Source organism: Streptomyces sp. NPDC006743, from assembly GCF_040703815.1.
Taxonomy (GTDB): Bacteria; Actinomycetota; Actinomycetes; order Streptomycetales; family Streptomycetaceae; genus Streptomyces.
The window spans coordinates 84,952-106,143 of sequence record NZ_JBEYJA010000014.1; the positions used below are offsets into that span (position 1 = coordinate 84,952).

At 72.7% G+C, this 21,192-nt stretch carries 14 protein-coding genes; 10 read left to right on the forward strand and 4 right to left on the reverse strand.

The genetic code is table 11. The annotated features are described in order from the left end of the window. Positions 1–89 precede the first annotated feature (89 nt). Positions 90–3,143, forward strand: a complete 3,054-nt coding sequence (locus ABZ719_RS14815; protein WP_366725584.1) for an AAA family ATPase — start codon at positions 90–92, stop codon at positions 3,141–3,143. 37 nt (positions 3,144–3,180) lie between these two features. Beyond that, positions 3,181–3,402, forward strand: coding sequence for a DUF6191 domain-containing protein (locus tag ABZ719_RS14820; RefSeq protein WP_366725585.1), 222 nt, complete (start codon positions 3,181–3,183; stop codon positions 3,400–3,402). Positions 3,403–3,412: 10 nt separating this feature from the next. Here ABZ719_RS14820 and ABZ719_RS14825 read toward each other — a convergent pair whose 3' ends face one another. Next, complete coding sequence (locus ABZ719_RS14825; RefSeq protein WP_366725586.1) at positions 3,413–4,555, reverse strand: PQQ-dependent sugar dehydrogenase; 1,143 nt, start codon at positions 4,553–4,555, stop codon at positions 3,413–3,415. 298 nt (positions 4,556–4,853) lie between these two features. Beyond that, positions 4,854–5,852: an aldo/keto reductase gene (locus ABZ719_RS14830; protein ID WP_366725587.1), complete on the reverse strand. Its 999-nt coding sequence runs from the start codon at positions 5,850–5,852 to the stop codon at positions 4,854–4,856. Positions 5,853–5,929: 77 nt separating this feature from the next. On the opposite strand from ABZ719_RS14830, the gene ABZ719_RS14835 reads away from it, so the two are divergent. The 6 genes from ABZ719_RS14835 (at position 5,930) to serA (ending at position 16,431) form a co-directional block, all read left to right on the forward strand. Continuing rightward, complete coding sequence (locus ABZ719_RS14835; protein ID WP_366725588.1) at positions 5,930–6,892, forward strand: 2-hydroxyacid dehydrogenase; 963 nt, start codon at positions 5,930–5,932, stop codon at positions 6,890–6,892. A gap of 401 nt (positions 6,893–7,293) precedes the next feature. Continuing rightward, entirely contained in the window at positions 7,294–10,719 is a 3,426-nt protein-coding gene (locus ABZ719_RS14840) for an EAL domain-containing protein (protein WP_366725589.1), read from the forward strand. Between the two features lie 266 nt (positions 10,720–10,985). Continuing rightward, positions 10,986–12,833 carry an acetolactate synthase large subunit gene (locus ABZ719_RS14845; RefSeq protein ID WP_366725590.1) on the forward strand — a complete coding sequence of 616 codons (1,848 nt, stop codon included), beginning with the start codon at positions 10,986–10,988 and terminating at the stop codon, positions 12,831–12,833. Positions 12,834–12,868: 35 nt separating this feature from the next. Next, positions 12,869–13,396 carry an acetolactate synthase small subunit gene (gene ilvN / locus ABZ719_RS14850; protein ID WP_018568644.1) on the forward strand — a complete coding sequence of 176 codons (528 nt, stop codon included), beginning with the start codon at positions 12,869–12,871 and terminating at the stop codon, positions 13,394–13,396. Between the two features lie 127 nt (positions 13,397–13,523). Then, the gene (ilvC, locus tag ABZ719_RS14855; protein ID WP_366725591.1) at positions 13,524–14,522 is read left to right on the forward strand and encodes a ketol-acid reductoisomerase; all 999 of its coding nucleotides are present in this window, start codon (positions 13,524–13,526) and stop codon (positions 14,520–14,522) included. A 319-nt stretch (positions 14,523–14,841) separates the two neighbouring features. Continuing rightward, positions 14,842–16,431 carry a phosphoglycerate dehydrogenase gene (gene serA, locus ABZ719_RS14860; protein WP_366725592.1) on the forward strand — a complete coding sequence of 530 codons (1,590 nt, stop codon included), beginning with the start codon at positions 14,842–14,844 and terminating at the stop codon, positions 16,429–16,431. 87 nt (positions 16,432–16,518) lie between these two features. Here the strand turns inward: serA and ABZ719_RS14865 are convergent, their stop codons facing one another. Next, entirely contained in the window at positions 16,519–18,123 is a 1,605-nt protein-coding gene (locus ABZ719_RS14865; protein WP_366725593.1) for an MFS transporter, read from the reverse strand. Positions 18,124–18,234: 111 nt separating this feature from the next. Here ABZ719_RS14865 and ABZ719_RS14870 point away from each other — a divergent pair, with 111 nt between their 5' ends. Next, a complete protein-coding gene (locus ABZ719_RS14870; RefSeq protein WP_366725594.1) occupies positions 18,235–18,828 on the forward strand; it encodes a TetR/AcrR family transcriptional regulator in 594 nt (197 codons plus the stop codon). 16 nt (positions 18,829–18,844) lie between these two features. Here the strand turns inward: ABZ719_RS14870 and ABZ719_RS14875 are convergent, their stop codons facing one another. After that, positions 18,845–20,056, reverse strand: coding sequence for a helix-turn-helix domain-containing protein (locus ABZ719_RS14875; RefSeq protein WP_366725595.1), 1,212 nt, complete (start codon positions 20,054–20,056; stop codon positions 18,845–18,847). Between the two features lie 180 nt (positions 20,057–20,236). Here ABZ719_RS14875 and ABZ719_RS14880 point away from each other — a divergent pair, with 180 nt between their 5' ends. Then, positions 20,237–21,163 carry a proline dehydrogenase family protein gene (locus ABZ719_RS14880; RefSeq protein ID WP_366725596.1) on the forward strand — a complete coding sequence of 309 codons (927 nt, stop codon included), beginning with the start codon at positions 20,237–20,239 and terminating at the stop codon, positions 21,161–21,163. The last annotated feature ends 29 nt before the right edge of the window (positions 21,164–21,192 follow it).

The following is a 21,192-nucleotide window of genomic DNA, read 5'->3' on the forward strand; positions in this document are numbered from 1 at the left end:
GGAAGGCGTCCGGCCCCCAGGAACAGGGCCGGCGCCTCCCGCCGGGCGACGACACGAAAACCCGTCCCGCACTGTCGTACCTCCGTGCGATGCTCGGGCCCGTGGAGACCAGGTCTGTCAGTCCGGTGTTCGTGGGCCGCTCGAACGAGCTGGACACGCTGCACGACGCACTCACCAGCGCCGACGCGGGCGAGCCGCGGACCCTGCTGATCGGCGGCGAAGCCGGCGTCGGCAAGACGCGGCTGACCGAGGAGTTCGCCGCCGCCGCCACCCGCCGGGGCGCGGTCGTCGCGGTCGGCGGCTGTGTGGAGATGGGCGCCGACGGACTGCCCTTCGCCCCGTTCTCCACCGCGCTGCGCGCCCTGCGCCGCGAACTGCCCGAGGCGTTCGAGGCGGCGACCCGCGGCCAGCAGGAGGAACTGGCCCGGCTGCTGCCCGAACTCGGCGAGCACCCCGCACCGCACGGCGCCGGCCGGCACGACGAGGAGGGCATGGCCCGCCTCTTCGAACTCACCGCCCGCCTGCTGGAGCACATGGGCGCCGAACACACCGTGGTCCTCGTCCTGGAGGACCTGCACTGGGCCGACGCCTCCACCCGGCACCTGCTCACCTACCTGTTCCGCACCCTGCGCACCGGCCGGCTGGTCGTGCTGGCCACCTACCGCTCCGACGACATCCACCGCCGCCACCCGCTGCGCCCCCTGCTCGCCGAACTCGACCGGCTGCGCACCGTCCGCCGTCTCGAACTGGACCGCTTCACCCGCTCCGAGGTGTGCCGCCAGATCGCCGGCATCCTCGCCGCCGAACCGGACCCCGCCCAGGTCGACCGCATCTTCGAACGCTCCGACGGCAACGCCTTCTTCGTCGAGGAACTCGCCGTCTGCGCCCACGAGGGCTGCGCCGACGACCTCAGCGACTCCCTGCGCGATGTGCTCCTGGTCCGTGTCGAAGCCCTGCCGGAGGCCGCCCAGGGGGTCGTCCGGATTGCCGCGGAGGGCGGATCCACCGTCGAGTACCGGCTGCTCGCCGCCGTCGCCCGGCTCGGCGAGGACGACCTCATCGAGGCCCTGCGGGCCGCCGTGAACGCCAACATCCTCACCGCCGCCCCCACCGGCGACGGCTACCGCTTCCGGCACGCCCTGGTCCGAGAGGCCGTCGGCGACGACCTGCTGCCCGGTGAACGCTCCCGCCTCAACCGCCGCTACGCCCAGGCGCTGGAGGACGATCCCTCGCTCGTCGCCGCCGACCAGCGCGTCATGCGGCTGGCCAGCTACTGGTACCACGCCCACGACCCGGCCAAGGCCCTGCCCGCCGTCCTGGAAGCCTCCGTCACCGCTCGCGCCCGGCACGCCTACAGCGAGCAACTCGGCCTCCTGGAACGGGCGATGGAACTGTGGGACGTCACCCCCGAGGACGTACGGGAGCGGCTGCGGCCCGTGGACTACACCGAGGTCTGCCCGCCGTGCGGCAGCGATCCCGCCACCACGTCCCTGTGCTACCTCGACCTCATGGCCGAGGCCGCCGTGGCGGGCCGCTTCTGCGGGGAGCGGGACCGCGCCATGAAGATCATCAAGCGGGCGCTGCGCCTGCTGGACGAGGAGCACGACCCCCTGCGGGCCGCCTGGTTCTGGGTCCAGCGCTCCCGCCTGGTCCAGGCGAAGGCCCAGGGCAACGGTTGGCGGGAGCTGGCCCGCGCCCAGGACCTGGTGCGCGGTCTGCCGCCGTCCGAGGTGCACGCCGAGGTCCTGGCCAACGTCGCCAACTGGTCGATGGTCCACGAGCCCGGTCCCGAGGCCTTCTCGGCCGCCGAGCGGGCCGTGGAGTACGCGCGCATGGTCGGCGCCCGCGAGATCGAGATGACCGCCCGGCTGACCCTGGGCGGTCTCATGGTCCAGGCGGGCGACGTCGAGGCGGGACTCGCTGAGATGCACGAGGTCAACCGGCGCACGGTGGAGGACGGCATCGCCGCCGTCGCCGGCCGCTCCTACGTCAACCTCCCCTCCGAACTGGAGTCCGTGGGCCGCTCCCGCGAGGCCGTCCCGCTGCTGGAGAAGGGCATCGCCTTCACCCAGCGCTACGGCCTGCTCGACCACGAGGCCTGGGTCTGGGGCAACCTCGCCGAGTCCCTGTTCACCCTGGGCCGCTGGGAGGAGGCGGCCGAGGCCGCCTCCCGGTCGCGGCGCGTCGGGCAGAGCGCCAAGCCGCGCGCCTTCCACGCCCGCATCCGCGCCGAACTCGCGCTCGCCCGCGGCGAGCTGACCGAGGCCGCCGCACAACTCGCCGACGGACGCTCCCACTTCGGCACGCACGACTGCGCGCCGCAGCACACCCTGCCCCTGGTCCGCATCGCGATCGGCGTCGCGGCGGGGGAGGGCCGCCTGCTGGACGCCCGCGCCGAACTCGACCGCGCCCTGGCGGACGGCTTCCCGCCCGGCACCCAGCGCTACGGCTGGCCCCTGCTGCTCACCGCCGCCACCGTCGAGGCCCGCACGGCCCCACTGCCCGCCGCCGGCCCGGGCCGCCCCGACGCCCTCGCACGCATCCGCGCGGCCGCCAAGTCACTGACCGTCAACGTGCCCGTCTGGGAGGCGTACGAACACTGGGTACGCGCCGAACTGCTGCGCGCCGAGGGGCACGTCCGCCCCGACGACTGGGCCCGGATCGTCGCCGCCTTCGAGACCCTGGAGCGCCCCTACGATCTCGCCCGTGTGCGGCTGCGACTGGCCGAGGCACTGCTCCTGGCCGGCGAGGACCGGCGGGAGGGCGCCACGGAACTGCTCCGGCTGGCCCACGCGGTCGCCGGCCACCTCCGCGCTCGCCCGCTCGCCGACTCCGTCGCCCTGCTCGCCCAGCGTGCCCGTCTCTCCCTGGCCCCGCCCGCCCAGCCGTGCACGGCCCCCGAGGACCCCGCCGAGTCCCTCGGCCTCACCAGCCGGGAACGCGACGTGCTGCGTCTGGTCTCCCTGGGCCGCACCAACCGCCAGATAGCCGAGGAACTGTTCATCTCGCCCAAGACGGCCAGCGTCCACGTCTCCAACATCCTCGCCAAGCTCGGCGTCTCCGGCCGGGGCGAGGCGGCGGCGGTGGCGCACCGGCTGGAACTGTTCCCCGGCGACACGCTCGCCGCCCCGGCGGCCGGCTGAGTCGTACGGTGGAAGCGGGACCGGGAGGGGAGGGGCCGTGTTCGACGTCTTCGAGGAACTGTTCGCCCCAGGACGCAAGCACACCCGTGACGAGCAGAAGCGGCTGGAACTGACCCGTGAGGACGTCGGGGACGGCGATCCCGGGCGGGGGCCGATCGATCTGGCCTCGGGCAAGGTCGTCGTACGGCCGCCGGGGCGTGAGAAGGCGTCCGGGGCGGACCCCGGCCCCGGGTCCGGGGCCGGGCCCGACGAGGAGTGAGCGCCGCCGCTCACCTCACCTCCAGTTCCAGGATCCGGTCGTCGCCCTTCTTCGGTGAGCCCCGGCCGTCGGTGTTGCTCGTGACCAGCCAGAGCCTGTGGCCGCCCGCCGGGGCGACCGTGCGCAGGCGGCCGAACCGGCCGGTGAGGAAGGCCTGGGGCGGGGCCGAGGCCGCCGTCCCCTTCAGGGGTGTCCGCCACAGGCGCTCACCCCGCAGACCCGCCATCCACACCGAGCCGCCGGCGTAGGCGATGCCGCTGGGGGAGGCCTGGCCGGTGTGCCACTGGGCGACGGGGTCGCGGTACCGCGCGTCACCGGACCTGCCCTCCGCGTCGGGCCAGCCGTAGTTGCCGCCGGGGGCGATCGCGTTCAGCTCGTCCCAGGTGTCCTGGCCGAACTCCGAGGCGAACAGCCGCTGTCTGCCGTCCCAGGCGAGGCCCTGCACGTTGCGGTGGCCGTAGGAGTACACCGGGGAGCCGGGGAAGGGGTTGCCCGGTGCCGGTTCGCCCTCCGGGGTCAGGCGCAGGATCTTGCCGCCCAGGGACTTCCTGTCCTGGGCCAGGCCGCGCTCGCCGCTCTCGCCCGTCCCCGCGTACAGCATGCCGTCGGGGCCGAAGGCGATCCGGCCGCCGTTGTGGACGTGGCCCTTGGGGATGCCCTTGAAGACCGTGTCGGGCGCCCCCAGTTGTTCTCCGGGGGGTTTCTTCTCGTCGTACAGCATCCGGACGATGCGGTTGTCCGAGGCCGAGGTGAAGTAGGCGTAGACCATGTGGTCGGAGGCGTAGTGCGGGGAGAGGGCGATGCCGAGGAGGCCGCCCTCGCCCTGCGGCGCCACTCCGGAGACCGTGCCCAGCTCCGTCTTCCGCCCCGTCTCCTCGTCCACGCGGGTGAGCGTCGCCCGGTCACGGGAGGAGACGAGGAGACCACCGCCCGGAAGCGCGGCCAGGCCCCACGGGGAGTCGAGGCCCTCGGTGACCGTGCGCAGCACTTTCACGGAGCCCTCGGCCCGTGGCGTGCTCTCCCCGGGGGGCCGTGCGGGGGAGGTGGACGCCACCGCCGGACCGGGCGGGGCGCTCCGGGCGCCGGGCGGCGGCTCCCCGGAGGAGCACCCGGCGGTCAGCAGCAGTGCGGCGGCGGCCAGCATGCCGGTCACAGCCCGAGCCTGAGCCTGCACGATCATGTCCTCTCGACGCGGCGGTCGCTCCTTCTCATACGCCGCCCGCGCCTCCCAGGTTCCCGGTCACCCGCACCCCACGCGGATCCGGATCCGGCCCGCACCCGCCACCGCAGCCCGCGCCGCCCACCGCCGCCCGCGACCCGCACCCGCCACCGCCGGCGTCCGTCACCGTCACCGGCGCCCCACGCGGCGGCCCCGGCGCGGCGCCCGTCACCCCGGCCGGTCCAGCCGGCGCCGTACCGCTCCCGCCCCGCCCGTGCTCACCGCCCCGCGGTCAGTCCCACGACCCCCGCGCCGCCGGAAGCCGTCCCAGCTCCGTCAGGTCGCGCGCCGTCAGCCGCAGCCCGGCGGCGGCCGCGTTCTCGGTGACCCAGCCTTCCCGCTTGGTGCCCGGCACCGGTATCACGTGCGGCCCCTGGGCGAGCACCCAGGCCAGGGCGACCTGGGCCGGGGTGACGCCGTCGCCGTGCCGGGCCGCGACCCGCCGCAGACCGGCGACGATCGGCTGGTTGGCGGCCATCATCTCGGCGGTGAAGCGGGGATGGCGGGCCCGCAGGTCGTCCGGTTCGAACCCCTCGCCCGGGGTCAGCGTGCCCGTCAGGAAGCCGTTGCCCAGCGGCATCGCGGCCAGCAGGCCCACCCCCCGGGACACGCACCACGGCAGCAGGGACTCCAGGGCCTGCGGCGACCACACGGACAGTTCGGCCTGCACGGCGCTCACCGGGAAGACCTGCTGCACCCGCTCCAGTTGGCGGATCGTTCCGTCGTACAGCGGGCCCCGGGACCGGCGTCCGCCGCGCACCCCCACGGCGCACAGGCCGAGCGCCCGCACCTTCCCGGCCCGCACCAGATCCGCCATCGCCCCCCAGGTCTCCTCCACCGGCACCTCGGGGTCGGCCCGGTGCAACTGGTAGAGGTCGATCACGTCCGTCTGCAGCCGCCGCAGCGACGCGTCGCAGGCCCGCCGCACGTACCCCGGACGGCCGTTGGCCACGATGTGCTGGTCGCCCGCCAGCAGGCCGACCTTGGTGGAGACGAACGCGTCGCTACGCCGCTCCTTCAGCACCCGCCCCAGCAGCAGTTCGTTGGTGAACGGGCCGTACATGTCGGCGGTGTCCAGCAGCGTCGAGCCCAGGTCGAGCGCCCGGTGCACGGCACGCAACGACTCCTCACCGCGCCGCCGGGACGCGCTGTAGGCCCAGCTCATCGGCATGCAGCCAAGTCCTACGGCCCCCACCGCGAGTGCCGCCGCGCCGATCGTCCTGCGCTCCACCTCGCCGTAACCCTCCCTCGCCTCGGTTCACCAACCTAACCTCTGCGTCCGCACGCGCCTGGCATAGCCTCCTGGCCATGAGTGCTGACGTGTGGCTGCCCATTCCGCCGGAGGAGATCGAAGGGCTCCCCGCGGGGCCGAACTACCTGTTCTGGGACGGAGGTGACGACGGTGAGCAGGCCTTTCCCGGCGATCCGGCCGACTGCGCCTTCTACGTCGTGCCCTACATGAGGCCCGCCGGTCTCGTCGTGCGCCCGCTGGAGCGCATGCGCTCGGTGCGGGTCGTGCAGACGCTGTCCGCCGGGACCGACAACGTGGAGCCCGGCCTGAAGCACCTCCCGCCCGGTGTGACGCTGTGCAACGCGCGCGGGGTGCACGAGGCGAGCACGGCCGAGCTGACCCTGACGCTCGTCCTGGCCTCCCTGCGCGGCGTCCCCGGCTTCGTGCGGGACCAGGACCGCCGGCGGTGGAACGGCGGTTTCCACCCCGCGCTCGCCGACAAGAACGTCCTCATCGTGGGGTACGGAGCCATCGGGGCCGCCATCGAGGACCGGCTCGTGCCCTTCGAGGTCGCGCGGGTGGCGCGCGTGGCGCGCTCCGCGCGCACCACGGCGCGCGGTCCGGTGCACCCCTTCACCGAGCTGCCCGCCCTGCTCCCCGACGCCGACGTCGTCATCCTGTCCACGCCCCTGACGAAGGCCACCCGCGGCCTGGTCGACGAGGGCTTCCTCGCCCGGATGAAGGACGGCGCGCTGCTGGTGAACGTCGCGCGCGGAGGGGTGGTGGACACCAAGGCGCTGCTGGCCGAGCTGGAGAGGGGACGGCTCACCGCCGCCCTCGACGTCACCGATCCCGAGCCGCTGCCCGAGGACCATCCGCTGTGGCAGGCGCCCGGCGTGCTGATCACTCCCCACGTCGGCGGCCCCACGTCGGCGTTCCGGCCGCGCGCCGAGCGTCTGCTGACGGGCCAGTTGCACCGGTTTGTGAACCACGAGCCGCTCGCGAACGTGGTCCTGACGACGGGCGCGGGCCGCGGATAGCCCCGGTCCGCGCACCGTCCGCGACCCCCCGGACGCGGTGCGTATCAGCATATGCGCTGGTCGTCACGGAGCGTAGAGCAACTATGTCCCTGAGTGACGAGACTGGTGTATCGTCCCCGGCAGGGGCTGCGCCGGGCACCGTTCGGCGCCGGGGATGGACATGTCGGACTGCGAGGGGGGCGACGGGCGATGCACGGCCTATGGACGAACGATCCGACGCGGCGAAGCCGCCGGAGGCCCTGGCACACGGCCGCTCGCGGCAGCGGGGACCGGTACGGCGACCGGCCCGGCCACCACGACCGCCGCGGCTGTCACCGGTGCCGTCACCGGGGGCCCGGTGGCCACGCGACGCACACGCACCGGAGCACGAGCAACACGGCGGCCCGGACCGGGAGGTCCAGGTGAGCCCGCCCACCGCCACCGTGACCGCGCTCGACGAGGCGCGCCCCACCCCGCCCTCGCCGGGTGCGCGCCCCGAGCGGCCGCCCGTCCCGGCAGGCGGGTTCGGCAGACTGGCCTCGCAGCTCCTGCTCGCCCTGGTGTGCGCGGGATATGCCGTCGGGTCGGCGTGCGACTGGGGTTCACGGGAACTCGCCCTGATCATGGGTGACTTCGGACTGGCCGCCGCGGCGGGCACGGCAGCCGTGTCGTGCGCTCTGTACGCCCGCAGGCACCGGGTCCGCTTCCGGTCCGCGTGGCTGCTGTTCGCCCTCTCCTCGGCCATGGCCGCCCTGGGCAACGGCGTCTGGGGCTGGTACGAGGTCGTGCTCGGCGAGCCCGTGCCCAGTCCCAGCTACGCGGACCTGTTCTTCCTGTGCTTCGCGCCGCCGGCGATCGTCGGACTGCTGGTGCTCGCCAAGCGTCCGGTGACGAAGGCCGGCTGGGTCTGCCTGGCGCTGGACGCCTGGCTGATCGGCGGTTCGCTGCTCACGCTCTCCTGGAGCCTGGCACTGGCGCAGGCGGCCAGGTTCGACGGGCCGAGCGTCGCGCACACCGCGCTCTCGCTGGCGTACCCGCTGCTGGACATCGCCCTGGTCAGCATGGTGCTCGCGCTGCACTTCCGGCGTTCCCCGCTCAACCGCACCGCGGTGAACACCGCGATCGGCGGGCTCGCCCTCACCGTGCTGAGCGACGCCCTGTTCACCTCGCCGCTGATGCACCACAGCTACCGCTCGGGGCAGCTCCTGGACGCGGGCTGGTTCGCCGGGTCGCTGATCCTGGCGTACGCCCCCTGGGTCGGCTCCTCGTGCGCTCCCGCGCCCGGAACCGGCCGTCCCACCCGGGACACCCGCCCCCACGACGGCCGCGCGACGGCACACGACGGCCGCGGAGCCCCCCAGGGCGGCCCCGCCCGTCACGGAACCGGCCACGACCGGTCCGGCCTCGACCGGCCCGCCCGCGACGGCACCCGCCACGACGGCACCGTCCGTCACGACTCGGGCCACGACGGCACCGTCCGTCACGACTCGGACCGCGACGGCACCGTCCGTCACGACTCGGACCGCGACGGCACCGTCCGTCGCGCCGCCGCCGAAGCGGCCGGCGCGCACCCGCTCAGCGCCCACGCCCGCCCGCACACCCGCGCGCGCGTGGCCGACGGGCACCCTCCCGAGGCCGACGGCCACGCCCCCGCGGGCGACGCCCCCGAGCCCGACGGGCACGCGCGCGTGCCGCATGAGCGCGTGCCCGGCCAGCGCCGGGCCCCGCGCGGCGCGTACGCCCCTTTGCCCGCCGCACCGGAAGCGGACCACGACCGGTATCCGGCGGCCCGGCCCATCGCCGGTTCCCTCGCCGCCCTCACGCCCTACCTCGCCGCCGCCGTGTGCACGCTGGGAGTCCTGTACAACGTGCTCAACGGCCACAGCGTCGACCGGGTGGTGCTGATCACCGCCGGTGCGGTGGTGCTCGCCCTCGTCGTGCGCCAGGGCATCATGCTGCTCGACAACATCGCCCTCACCCAGGAACTCGCGCAGAAGGAGAACCACTTCCGCTCCCTGGTGCAGGGCTCCAGCGACGTCATCATGATCGCCGCGCCCAACGGGATCCTGCGCTACGTCTCGCCTGCCGCGGCCGGGGTCTACGGCCGGCCCGCCGAGGAACTGGTCGGCACCGAGCTGGCCGGCCTCATCCACCCGGAGGACCTGGGCTGCGTGGTGCACGAGGTGCGCCGGTTCCTCGCCGCCAGCCCGCTGGAAGAACCCACTACGCGCATCGAGTGCCGCTTCCGGTCCGGAGGCGGGGGCACCTCCCGCTCGAGCGAGGGCGAGGGCGAGAGCGGGGGCGGCTGGCTCAACGTGGAGTCGACCATCAACCGCCACCACGGCGGCCTCATCTTCAACAGCCGGGACGTCACCGAGCGCGTGCGCCTGCAGGCGCAGCTCCAGCACAACGCCGAGCACGACCCGCTCACCGACCTGCCCAACCGCGCGCTGTTCACCAAGCGCGTGCAGCAGGCGCTGTCCGGCCGCCGTTCCACCGACCGCGGCACCGCCGTTCTCTTCATCGACCTGGACGGCTTCAAGGCCGTCAACGACACCATCGGCCACCAGGCCGGGGACGAGCTGCTCGTCCAGGCCGCCCGCAGACTCCAGGACGCCGTCCGGTACGGGGACACCGCCTCCCGGCTCGGCGGCGACGAGTTCGCCGCGCTCATCGTCGGGGACGGCACCCGCGACAGCACCGCCCGCGAGGGGCACATCCTGGAGCTGGCCGACCGGCTCAGGGTGACCCTCTCCCAGCCCTACCTCATCGACGGCAACGATGTCCGGGTCGCCGCGTCCATCGGCGTCGCCTTCGCCGAGCCGGGCCTGGGCGCGGGGGAGCTGCTGCGCAACGCCGATCTCGCCATGTACCGCGCCAAGGCGGCCGGAAAGGGCCGCGTCGAGCTGTACAAGCCGCAGATGCAGCAGGACGTCGTCCGCAAGGCGGAGCTGGCGACCCGGCTGCGGTCCGCCCTGCACGACGGCGAGTTCACGCTGCTGCACCAGCCGGTGGTCTGCCTGGCGACCGGCCGGATCACGTCGGTCGCCGCCCAGGCCCGCTGGCGCTCCTCGCAGGGCGTGCTGTTCACCCCCGCCGAGTTCCTGCGGGTCTCGGAGGACAGCGACAAGACGGCCGAACTGGGCCGCTGGATGCTGGAGGAGGCCGTCGAGCAGGCCGCCGAGCGGGCCCGGAGCGGGCTGAGCGTGTCCGTCGTGGTCCGCCTGGGCGCGCGCCGCCTGGTGGACCGCTCGATGCCGCCGGGCACCGTCGAGGCCCTTCTGACGCGGCACGGACTGCCCTCCGGGTCCCTGGTGATCGAGCTGGCCGACACCGACCCGCGGGTCTCGCCGGACGAGCTGGAGCGCCGCCTGTCCGCCCTCAGCCGGCTCGGCGTACGGATCGCCCTGGACGGCTTCGGCAGCGGCCACGGAGCCCTCACGGCGCTCCGCAGGCTCCCCGTCGACGTCCTCAGACTCGACCGCTCCCTGGTCGAGGGCGTCGTGGAGTCCGCCCGCCTGCACAAGATCACCAGCGGACTGCTGCGGATCGCGGGCGACCTCGGACTGCAGTCGGTGGCCGACGGCGTGGACCTGCCCGAGCAGGCCGAGGCCCTGCGCGCGATGGGCTGCACGCACGGGCAGGGCATGGCGTTCTCCGGCCCGCTCGACGAGCACCGGCTGCGCCGGGCGCTCGCCTGCGGCCACTACCCGGTGCCGCACGGCCCGGCCGAGCCCGCGTTCGCCGGGGGCGGCGGCGCCGGCGTGTACACCGGGCAGGTGCCGGCCGTCTTCGGCGGCGGGACGGCACTGCGCCCACATAATGAGACTCCCGTCCCACCCACTTGACAGTGGATGCGCGCCGGGGGGAGGGTCAGTGCCATGCGCACCCGAATTCTCGTACTTGGACAGCGCGTCGGCTGAGCTGGGACCCACCGGAGGACGATCCGGAATCCCCAGCGACCCTCACCGGCGCGCTCCCCTCGCTTGCCTCACGGCACGAGGGGTTTTTTGTTGCACGGGCACCCGCCGTACCGCGGTCCCGCACCGTGCGAACCTGGCGAAAGCCGACACCCGAATACTCGCAGAACCTCAGCATCGAGAAGAGAATGCCGATGACCGAGCAGGCCACCGGGGCCCACCATCCGCAGCCGCGGCCCCGTTCCGGAGGACAGCAGTCCGCTCCCGAGCACGTCACGGGTGCGCAGTCCCTCATCCGCTCCCTCGAGGAGGTCGGCGCGGACACGGTATTCGGCATTCCGGGCGGCACGATCCTGCCGGCGTACGACCCGCTGATGGACTCCACCCGGGTGCGGCACGTCCTGGTCCGGCACGAGCAGGGCGCCGGCCACGCCGCCACCGGCTACGCGCAGGCCACCGGCAAGGTGGGCGTCTGCATGGCCACCTCGGGCCCGGGCGCCACCAACCTGGTCACCCCGATCGCCGACGCCAACATGGACTCCGTGCCGCTGGTCGCGATCACCGGGCAGGTGGTGTCCTCCGCGATCGGCACGGACGCCTTCCAGGAGGCGGACATCGTCGGCATCACCATGCCGATCACCAAGCACAGCTTCCTGGTCACCAAGGGGGAGGACATCCCGCGGGTGATCGCGGAGGCGTTCCACATCGCCTCCACCGGCCGCCCCGGCCCGGTCCTGGTCGACATCCCCAAGGACATCCTCCAGAAGAAGACCACCTTCTCCTGGCCGCCCGTCATGGACCTGCCCGGCTACCGGCCCGTCACCAAGCCGCACGCCAAGCAGATCCGCGAGGCCGCCAAGCTCATCACCGCCGCCAGGCGCCCGGTCCTCTACGTCGGCGGCGGCGTCCTGAAGGCCAAGGCCACCGCCGAGCTGAAGGTGCTGGCCGAACTCACCGGAGCGCCCGTCACCACCACCCTGATGGCGCTCGGCGCGTTCCCCGACAGCCACCCGCTGCACGTGGGAATGCCGGGCATGCACGGTGCGGTCACCGCCGTCACCGCGCTGCAGAAGGCCGACCTGATCGTCGCCCTCGGAGCCCGCTTCGACGACCGCGTCACCGGCAAGCTGGACAGCTTCGCCCCGTACGCCAAGATCGTCCACGCCGACATCGACCCCGCCGAGATCGGCAAGAACCGCGAGGCCGACGTGCCGATCGTCGGTGACGCCCGCGAGGTCATCGCCGACCTGGTCCAGGCCGTCCAGAAGGAGCACGCCGAGGGCCACCGGGGCGACTACAGCGCCTGGTGGAAGGACCTCAGCCGCTGGCGCGACACCTACCCGCTCGGCTACGACGAGCCCGGGGACGGCTCGCTGTCCCCGCAGCACGTCATCGAGCGGATCGGACAGCTCGCCCCCGAGGGCACGATCTTCGCGGCGGGCGTCGGCCAGCACCAGATGTGGGCCGCGCACTTCGTCCGGTACGAGCAGCCCGCCACCTGGCTGAACTCCGGCGGCGCCGGAACCATGGGCTACGCCGTCCCGGCCGCCATGGGCGCCAAGGCCGGCATGCCGGAGCGGACCGTCTGGGCGATCGACGGCGACGGCTGCTTCCAGATGACCAACCAGGAACTGACCACCTGCGCCCTGAACAACATCCCGATCAAGGTCGCCGTCATCAACAACGGCGCCCTCGGGATGGTCCGCCAGTGGCAGACCCTGTTCTACAACCAGCGCTACTCCAACACGGTCCTGCACTCCGGCCCGGACGACGTCAACCCCGACGCCCGCGGCACCCGCGTCCCCGACTTCGTGAAGCTGTCGGAGGCCATGGGCTGCCACGCCATCCGCTGCGAGCGCCCGGAGGACCTGGACAAGGTCATCGAGGAGGCGAACGCGGTCAACGACCGGCCGGTCGTCATCGACTTCATCGTCCACGAGGACGCGATGGTCTGGCCGATGGTCGCCGCCGGCACCTCCAACGACGAGATCATGGCCGCGCGGGACGTCCGTCCCGACTTCGGCGACGGCGCCGACGACTGAGAGCCGTCCGAGGACTTCAGGAAGGTACGACCGTCATGTCCACCAAGCACACGCTCTCGGTCCTGGTCGAGAACACCCCCGGCATCCTCGCCCGGATCGCCGCCCTCTTCTCCCGCCGCGGCTTCAACATCGACTCGCTCGCGGTCGGCGTCACCGAGCACCCCGACATCTCCCGCATCACCATCGTGGTCGGTGTCGAGGACCTGCCGCTGGAACAGGTGACCAAGCAGCTCAACAAGCTCGTCAACGTGCTGAAGATCGTCGAACTGGAACCCGGCTCGGCCGTGCAGCGCGAACTGGTCCTGGTGAAGGTGCGCGCCGACAACGAGACGCGCTCCCAGATCACCGAGATCGTCCAGCTCTTCCGCGCCAAGACGGTCGACGTCTCCCCGGAGGCCGTCACCATCGAGGCCACCGGCTCCAGCGACAAGCTGACCGCGATGCTCAAGATGCTGGAGCAGTACGGCATCAAGGAGCTGGTGCAGTCCGGCACCATCGCGATCGGCCGCGGTGCCCGTTCGATCACGGACCGGTCGCTGCGCGCCCTCGACCGGTCGGCGTAACGACACCGGACGACGCATGCGGGCGCTCGGGTGACACCGTCCGCCCGTATGCCGAGACCCCGAAACCTCCCGTCCGCCCACCGGCATACGGTGGGACGCACAACCTGCACACCAAGGAGAGAACCCAGTGGCCGAGCTGTTCTACGACGCCGACGCCGACCTGTCCATCATCCAGGGCCGCAAGGTCGCGGTCATCGGCTACGGCAGCCAGGGTCACGCCCACGCCCTGTCGCTGCGCGACTCGGGTGTCGACGTGCGTGTCGGTCTGCACGAGGGATCCAAGTCCAGGGCCAAGGCCGAGGAGCAGGGCCTGCGCGTGGTGAGCCCGTCCGAGGCCGCCGCCGAGGCCGACGTCATCATGATCCTGGTGCCGGACCCGATCCAGGCCGAGGTCTACGAGAAGCACATCAAGGACAACCTGAAGGACGGCGACGCGCTGTTCTTCGGTCACGGCCTGAACATCCGCTACGGCTTCATCAAGCCCCCGGCCGGCGTGGACGTCTGCATGGTCGCCCCCAAGGGCCCGGGCCACCTGGTGCGCCGTCAGTACGAGGAGGGCCGCGGCGTCCCGTGCATCGTGGCCGTCGAGCAGGACGCCTCCGAAGGCGCGTTCGCGCTGGCGCTGTCGTACGCCAAGGGCATCGGCGGCACCCGCGCCGGCGTCATCAAGACCACCTTCACCGAGGAGACCGAGACCGACCTGTTCGGTGAGCAGGCCGTCCTGTGCGGTGGCACCGCCGCCCTGGTGAAGGCCGGTTTCGAGACGCTGGTCGAGGCGGGCTACCAGCCGGAGATCGCCTACTTCGAGTGCCTGCACGAGCTGAAGCTGATCGTCGACCTCATGTACGAGGGCGGCCTGGAGAAGATGCGCTGGTCGATCTCCGAGACCGCCGAGTGGGGCGACTACGTCACCGGCCCGCGGATCATCACCGACGCCACCAAGGCCGAGATGAAGAAGGTCCTCGCCGAGATCCAGGACGGCACCTTCGCCAAGAACTGGATGGACGAGTACCACGGCGGTCTGAAGAAGTACAACGAGTACAAGAAGCAGGACTCCGAGCACCTCCTGGAGACCACCGGCAAGGAGCTGCGCAAGCTCATGAGCTGGGTCGACGAGGAGGCCTGAGCCTCCTTCGGGTCGAGGGGCTGACGGGAGAGCGACGCCAGCCCCGGGGGCCGGAGCCTGTGCTCCGGCCCCTTGTGACGAACCGGGAGTAACGTCGAAGCCGTGGCCGGCTCGCGGCGTTGTCCACCCCGTCCAGCCACGGACGGGTGATCCTTCCGCAGCGGCGTAATACGACGCACGCGACGCCACTACACTGCTGCACAACAACGCGTCAGGCCCACAGCGTCGTGCGTCTTCCACGCGGCTAGCACCCCGCCCACTCCACCGCCTGCGGCCGTCGGGACGGCCGTCCGCACGCATTGGACTTGTGAGGACTCACGTGAGCTCGAAACCTGTCGTACTCATCGCTGAAGAGCTGTCGCCCGCGACCGTCGACGCACTCGGTCCGGACTTCGAGATCCGGCACTGCAACGGCGCCGACCGGGGCGAACTGCTGCCGGCCATCGCCGACGTCGACGCGATCCTGATCCGCTCGGCCACCAAGGTCGACGCCGAGGCGATCGCCGCCGCGAAGAAGCTCAAGGTCGTCGCCCGCGCCGGTGTCGGCCTGGACAACGTCGACGTCTCCGCCGCCACCAAGGCCGGCGTGATGGTCGTCAACGCCCCGACCTCCAACATCGTGACCGCCGCCGAACTGGCCTGCGGTCTCCTCCTCGCCACCGCCCGCAACATCCCGCAGGCCAACGCCGCGCTGAAGAACGGCGAGTGGAAGCGCAGCAAGTACACCGGTGTCGAGCTGGCCGAGAAGACCCTCGGTGTCGTCGGCCTCGGCCGCATCGGCGCCCTGGTCGCCCAGCGCATGTCCGCCTTCGGCATGAAGGTCGTCGCCTACGACCCCTACGTGCAGCCCGCGCGCGCCGCGCAGATGGGCGTCAAGGTGCTGACCCTGGACGAGCTGCTGGAGGTGTCCGACTTCATCACCGTCCACCTCCCCAAGACCCCCGAGACCCTCGGCCTGATCGGCGAGGACGCGCTGCGCAAGGTCAAGCCGAGCGTGCGCATCGTCAACGCCGCGCGCGGCGGCATCGTCGACGAGGAGGCGCTGTACTCGGCGCTCAAGGAGGGCCGCGTCGCGGGCGCCGGCCTGGACGTGTACGCCAAGGAACCGTGCACCGACTCCCCGCTGTTCGAGTTCGACCAGGTCGTGTGCACCCCGCACCTGGGCGCCTCCACGGACGAGGCGCAGGAGAAGGCGGGCATCGCCGTCGCCAAGTCGGTGCGTCTCGCCCTCGCCGGTGAACTGGTCCCGGACGCGGTCAACGTCCAGGGCGGCGTCATCGCCGAGGACGTCAAGCCGGGCCTGCCGCTCGCCGAGCGCCTGGGCCGGATCTTCACCGCGCTGGCCGGCGAGGTCGCCGTCCGCCTCGACGTCGAGGTGTACGGCGAGATCACCCAGCACGACGTGAAGGTGCTGGAGCTCTCCGCGCTCAAGGGCGTCTTCGAGGACGTCGTCGACGAGACCGTCTCCTACGTCAACGCTCCGCTGTTCGCCCAGGAGCGCGGCGTGGAGGTCCGGCTGACCACCAGCAGCGAGTCGGCGGACCACCGCAACGTGGTCACCGTGCGCGGCACCCTCGCCGACGGCCAGGAGGTGTCGGTCTCCGGCACCCTGGCCGGCCCCAAGCACGTGCAGAAGATCGTCGCCGTCGGCGAGTACGACGTCGACCTGGCGCTCGCCGAGCACATGGTCGTCCTGCGCTACGAGGACCGTCCCGGTGTCGTCGGCACGGTGGGCCGGGTCATCGGCGAGGCCGGTATCAACATCGCCGGCATGCAGGTCGCCCGTGCGACGGTGGGCGGCGAGGCGCTGGCCGTGCTGACCGTGGACGACACGGTGCCCGCCGGGGTGCTCGCGGAGGTCGCCGCCGAGATCGGGGCGACGTCCGCCCGCTCGGTGAATCTCGTCTGAGGCCGTCGCCCCCTTCCGGCAGCCGAAGGCGCCGGGTGAGCCGGAGGTTCCCGGCTCACCCGGCGCCTTTCGCGTGCGCCGCGGGGATCAGGCCGGCGCCTTCACCGTCCCGGCCCGCCCGGCCTGCGTGACCTCCCGGGCCTGCGTGACCTCCTCGGCCCGCGCGGCCGGCCGGGGCTCTTCGCGGACGTTCACCCGGCGCAGGGTGGCCGCCGCCGCGACACCGGCGAGCACCAGCAGCGCCGCTCCCGCGAGGGCCGCGCCGTGCATCCCGCTGGTGAACGCCTCCCGGGCCGCCGTCGCCAGGGCCTGCCCGGCCCGGTCCGGCAGCCGGCCCGCGACCGCGAGGGCGCCGCCGAGGGTCTCGTGGGCCTCGGCGGGGGCGCCGGAGGGGATCCGGTGACGGTAGACCGCGGTGCCGACGGAGCCGAGCACCGCCATGCCGAGCGCGCCGCCGAACTCCGAGCCGGTCTCCAGGAGGGAGGAGGCCGCGCCCGCCTGCTCCGCCGGGGCCGCGCCCAGTGCCAGGTCGGTCATCTGGGAGATGACCATCACGATGCCGCAGGACAGGACGGCACAGGCCGCCAGGACCAGCCAGAGGGAGTCCGTCCCGGCCAGGACCAGCATCCCGTAGCCCGCCGCGCCGATCGCGAAGCCGGTGGTGACGACGTGGGCCCGGTTGACGCCCTTCTGCACCAGCTGGGTGGCGACCGGGGCCGCCATGCCGATCGGCAGCGAGGGCAGCAGCGCCCACAGGGCCGCCTCCATCGCGCTCCTGCCGAGCACCGACTGCAGGTACTGGGTGGTGAAGAAGGCCGAACCCATCATGGCGAACGAGGAGACGAGGTTCAGGACCACCGCGGGGGCGAAGCCCCGGCCGCGGAAGAGGGCCGGCGAGATCATCGGGGAGGCCGCGGTGCGCTGGCGCCGGACGAAGACGGCGGCGAAGAGCAGACCGGTGGCGATCGAGGCGACGTAGAGCGGGTGCACGCCCTCGGAGGGGATCTCCTTGAGGCCGTAGACCACGGGGAGCACCGCGGCCATCGACAGCACCACGCTGACCAGGTCGAAGCGGCCGGGGGCGGGGTTCTTCGACTCGGGCAGCAGGAGGGGGCCGAGCACCAGCAGCAGGGCCATCGCGGGCAGGTTCACCAGGAAGACCGAGCCCCACCAGAAGTACTGCACCAGGAGGCCGCTGAGCACCGAGCCGAGCGCGATGCCGGCGGTCATCACACCGGACCAGATGCCGATCGCCCTGGCCCGCTGGCCCGGGTCGGTGAACATCGTGCGCACCAGCGCCATGGTCGAGGGCATCAGGGTCGCGCCGCCGATGCCGAGCACCGCGCGGGCGGCGATCAGCGTCTCGGCGCTGTGGGCGTACGCGGCCACCAGGGAGGCGGCGCCGAAGGCGGCGGCCCCGGCCAGGAGCAGCCGGCGGCGGCCGATGCGGTCGCCCAGGGAGCCCATGGTCATCAGCAGACCGGCCAGGACGAACGCGTAGATGTCGAAGATCCACAGCTGCTGGGTGCCGGTCGGCTCCAGGTCCGCGCTGATCGCCGGGATGGCGAAGTAGAGGACCGAGACGTCCATCGAGACCAGCAGCAGCGGCAGCATCAGCACGCCGAGGGCGGTCCATTCGCGGCGGCCGGCGAGACCGGCCGCGGTCGTGGTGGTGCTCGTCGAGTTCGTCATGGCCATGAATGTACAAGCGTCCTAAACAACTGTCTAGTACGGGCGTATAGATCGATCGTGTAAGACGGTCGTTTGGGACGGTCGTATGGATCCGCGGGTAGGCTGGAGGGCATGGGACACCGCGAAGATCTGCTCGACGGCGCCAAGCGCTGCCTGCTGGAGAAGGGGTTCGTGCGCACGACCGCGCGCGACATCGTCAAGGAGTCCGGGACCAACCTGGCCTCCATCGGCTACCACTACGGCTCCAAGGACGCGCTGCTGGTGAAGGCCTACGTCTCCCTGATCGAGGACATGGGGGACAGCTTCGGGCCCGCCTGGCCGGAGGGCGGGGCGGCCCGGACGCCCGCCGGGTCGCTGGAGCGCTTCCAGGAGGTCTGGGAGAGCATCATCCGCTCGGTGCCCGCGTCCCGCCCGATCTGGCTGCTGAGCCTGGAACTGGTCCTCCGGGGAGACCGCCTGCCCGAGGTGCGCAAGCTGCTCGCGCAGGCCCAGGAGGAGGGCCGCTCCGGAATGCTCCCGCTCTTCACCGACATCCCGGAGACCGACCTCGACAAGGAGACCGTCGACACTGAGGGCCGCCTCTACCAGACCCTGCTCCAGGGCCTCATGGTGCAGTGGCTCTTCGACCCCGGCACCGCGACCCGCGCCGACCAGCTCACGGAGGGCCTGCGCCGGGTCGTCGCGGGCGCCGCGCCGAGCGCCTGAGCGGGGAGGCGGCCGGCTACAGCCGCGCCGCCTTCAGCGCCATGTGCAGCAGCAGCCGGTCCTCGCCGTCGTCCAGGTCCAGGCCCGTCAGCTGTTCCACCCGGGACAGCCGGTAGTACAGGGTCTGGCGGTGCACGCCCAGCTCGGCGGCGGTGCGGCCGGCCTGGCCCGCGCAGTCCAGGTAGACCTCGGCGGTGCGTGCCAGCTCCTGGTGGGCGGGGGACAGGAGCGGGCTCACGGCCGCGTCGTGCCGCGCCTCGGGGGACAGCGAGGTCAGCAGACGGTACGGGCCGAGGCGGGCCCACTGCGCGACCGGGCCGAGCCGGGGCTCGGCGAGTGCGGCGCGGGCCGCCGCGACGGCCTGGGTCCAGGCCGTCCCCAGTTCGGCCGGCCCCGACCGCCCGGCGGCCACACCGGCGGCCACCCCGGGCCGGGCCGCGCCCGCCGCCGTGCCCGCCGTGGCGTGCCCCGCCGCCGCGCGCTCCAGCAGCCGGGTCGCGGCCGACACCGCCGGGGTCAGCGTGTCCGCCGAGCGCAACCGCACCAGCAGCGCCAGGCACTGGTCCGCCGTCCCCCACGGCACGGTGCACAACGCCGTCGCGCCCGGCAGGGTCCGCACCGACGGCGCGTCGTCCGGGTCGGCCGAGGGCCAGGGGGCCACGCACACCATCGTGTGCGGCCCCTGCGCGCGCGCCCCCAGCGCCGTGCGCAGCTCGGCCACCGCCATGTCCTGCGGCCAGCCCCGTTCGGCGGTCAGCACCGCGCGCAGCTCACGGGTGAGGTCGGCGCCGTGCTGCGCCTCGTCCGCGAGGAGCGCGCCGATCCGCGCGGTCACCCGCATGGCCGCCGCCAGCCGGGGTTCGTCGGGACCCGGCTCGTCGACCAGCAGCCAGACGTAGCCGAGGACCACCCCCCGGTGGCGTACCGGCAGGCAGATCCGTCCCCGGTAGACGCCGGCCTCGGGGGTGGGCGGGATCCGGACCGGTCCGGTGGCCCGGGTGATGCCGAACCCCTCGAACCAGCGGCGGACCGCGGCCGTGGAGCGGCGGGTGAGGATCGAGCGGGTGCGCACCGGGTCCAGCGCCGAGGGGTCCAGGTCGCCCTCGCTGTCGTAGGCGCCGAAGGCGATCAGCTCGAAGTTCCGGTTCTCCAGGGTGGCCGGAGCGCCCAGCAGCTCCGAGATCTCGTCGACCAGCTCCTGGTAGTCGCCCTTGTAATCCGCCGTCACCCGGGCATTCTCCCGCATTTCCGGGGAGCCTTCATACATCTGTCTGAGATCGGATCCACGGATGCGTGACAGCTGTCGATGGCAGACGATCGCACGGATCCCTAACTTTCACGGTGGTTCTCCGTGCCGTTCCCGATCGGTCGGGTGGCGGCCTTGTGCTCACTGTTGTGGAGGTGCCCCGTGCTGGGTCCCGTGATTCTTGCCGCGTCGCGCAGCGACCGGATGCGACGTCTGATCTCGGCGGCCCCGGTGACCAAGCAGGTCGTGGACCGCTTCATCCCGGGCGAGACCGTGGACGACATCGTCCCCATCATCGCGGACCTGACCGGCAAGGGCCTGGAGCTGACCATGGACGTGGTCGGCGAGGACATCACCACCCCCGAGCAGGCCACCGCCGCCCGGGACGCCTACCTGGCGCTGATCGACCACATCAAGGACCTGGAGCTGGGTCCGAAGGTCGAGATGTCGGTCAAGCTGTCCATGTTCGGCCAGGCGCTGTCCGGCGGCCACGAGCTGGCCCTCGCCAACGTCCGCCCGGTCGTCGAGGCCGCCGCCGCCATCGGCACCACGGTCACCCTGGACGCCGAGGACCACACCACCCTCGACTCGATGTTCGCCATCCACGAGGAGCTGCGGAAGGACTTCCCGCAGACCGGCTGCGTCATCCAGGCGTACCTCTTCCGCACCGAGGCCGACGCGCGCCGCCTCGCCGCGAGCGGCTCTCGCGTACGGTTGGTGAAGGGCGCCTACAAGGAGCCCGCCGAAGTCGCCTACCAGGACAAGCACGAGATCGACAAGGCGTACGTGCGGATCCTGCGCACCCTGATGGAGGGCGAGGGCTACCCGATGATCGGGTCCCACGACCCGCGCCTCATCTCCATCGCGCAGGAGCTGGCCCGCACGGCCGGCCGCAAGCTCGACGAGTACGAGTTCCAGATGCTGTACGGCATCCGCAGCGACGAGCACCTGCGGCTGGCCGCCGAGGGCCACCGCATGCGCGTCTACACCGCCTACGGCACCGACTGGTACGGCTACTTCATGCGCCGTCTTGCCGAGAAGCCGGCCAACCTGCGCTTCTTCGTCCGCTCGATGGTCAGCAAGGGCTGAGCGAGCCCGCTCCACAGCTCGAAACACCG

Coding starts and splice junctions, on each gene's coding strand:
- ABZ719_RS14870 (WP_366725594.1), top strand. CDS start 18,235: ATGGGACACCGCGAAGATCTGCTCGACGGCGCCAAGCGCTGCCTGCTG.
- ABZ719_RS14835 (WP_366725588.1), top strand. CDS start 5,930: ATGAGTGCTGACGTGTGGCTGCCCATTCCGCCGGAGGAGATCGAAGGG.
- ABZ719_RS14845 (WP_366725590.1), top strand. CDS start 10,986: ATGACCGAGCAGGCCACCGGGGCCCACCATCCGCAGCCGCGGCCCCGT.
- ABZ719_RS14815 (WP_366725584.1), top strand. CDS start 90: ATGCTCGGGCCCGTGGAGACCAGGTCTGTCAGTCCGGTGTTCGTGGGC.
- ABZ719_RS14865 (WP_366725593.1), bottom strand. CDS start 18,123: ATGACGAACTCGACGAGCACCACCACGACCGCGGCCGGTCTCGCCGGC.
- ilvN (WP_018568644.1), top strand. CDS start 12,869: ATGTCCACCAAGCACACGCTCTCGGTCCTGGTCGAGAACACCCCCGGC.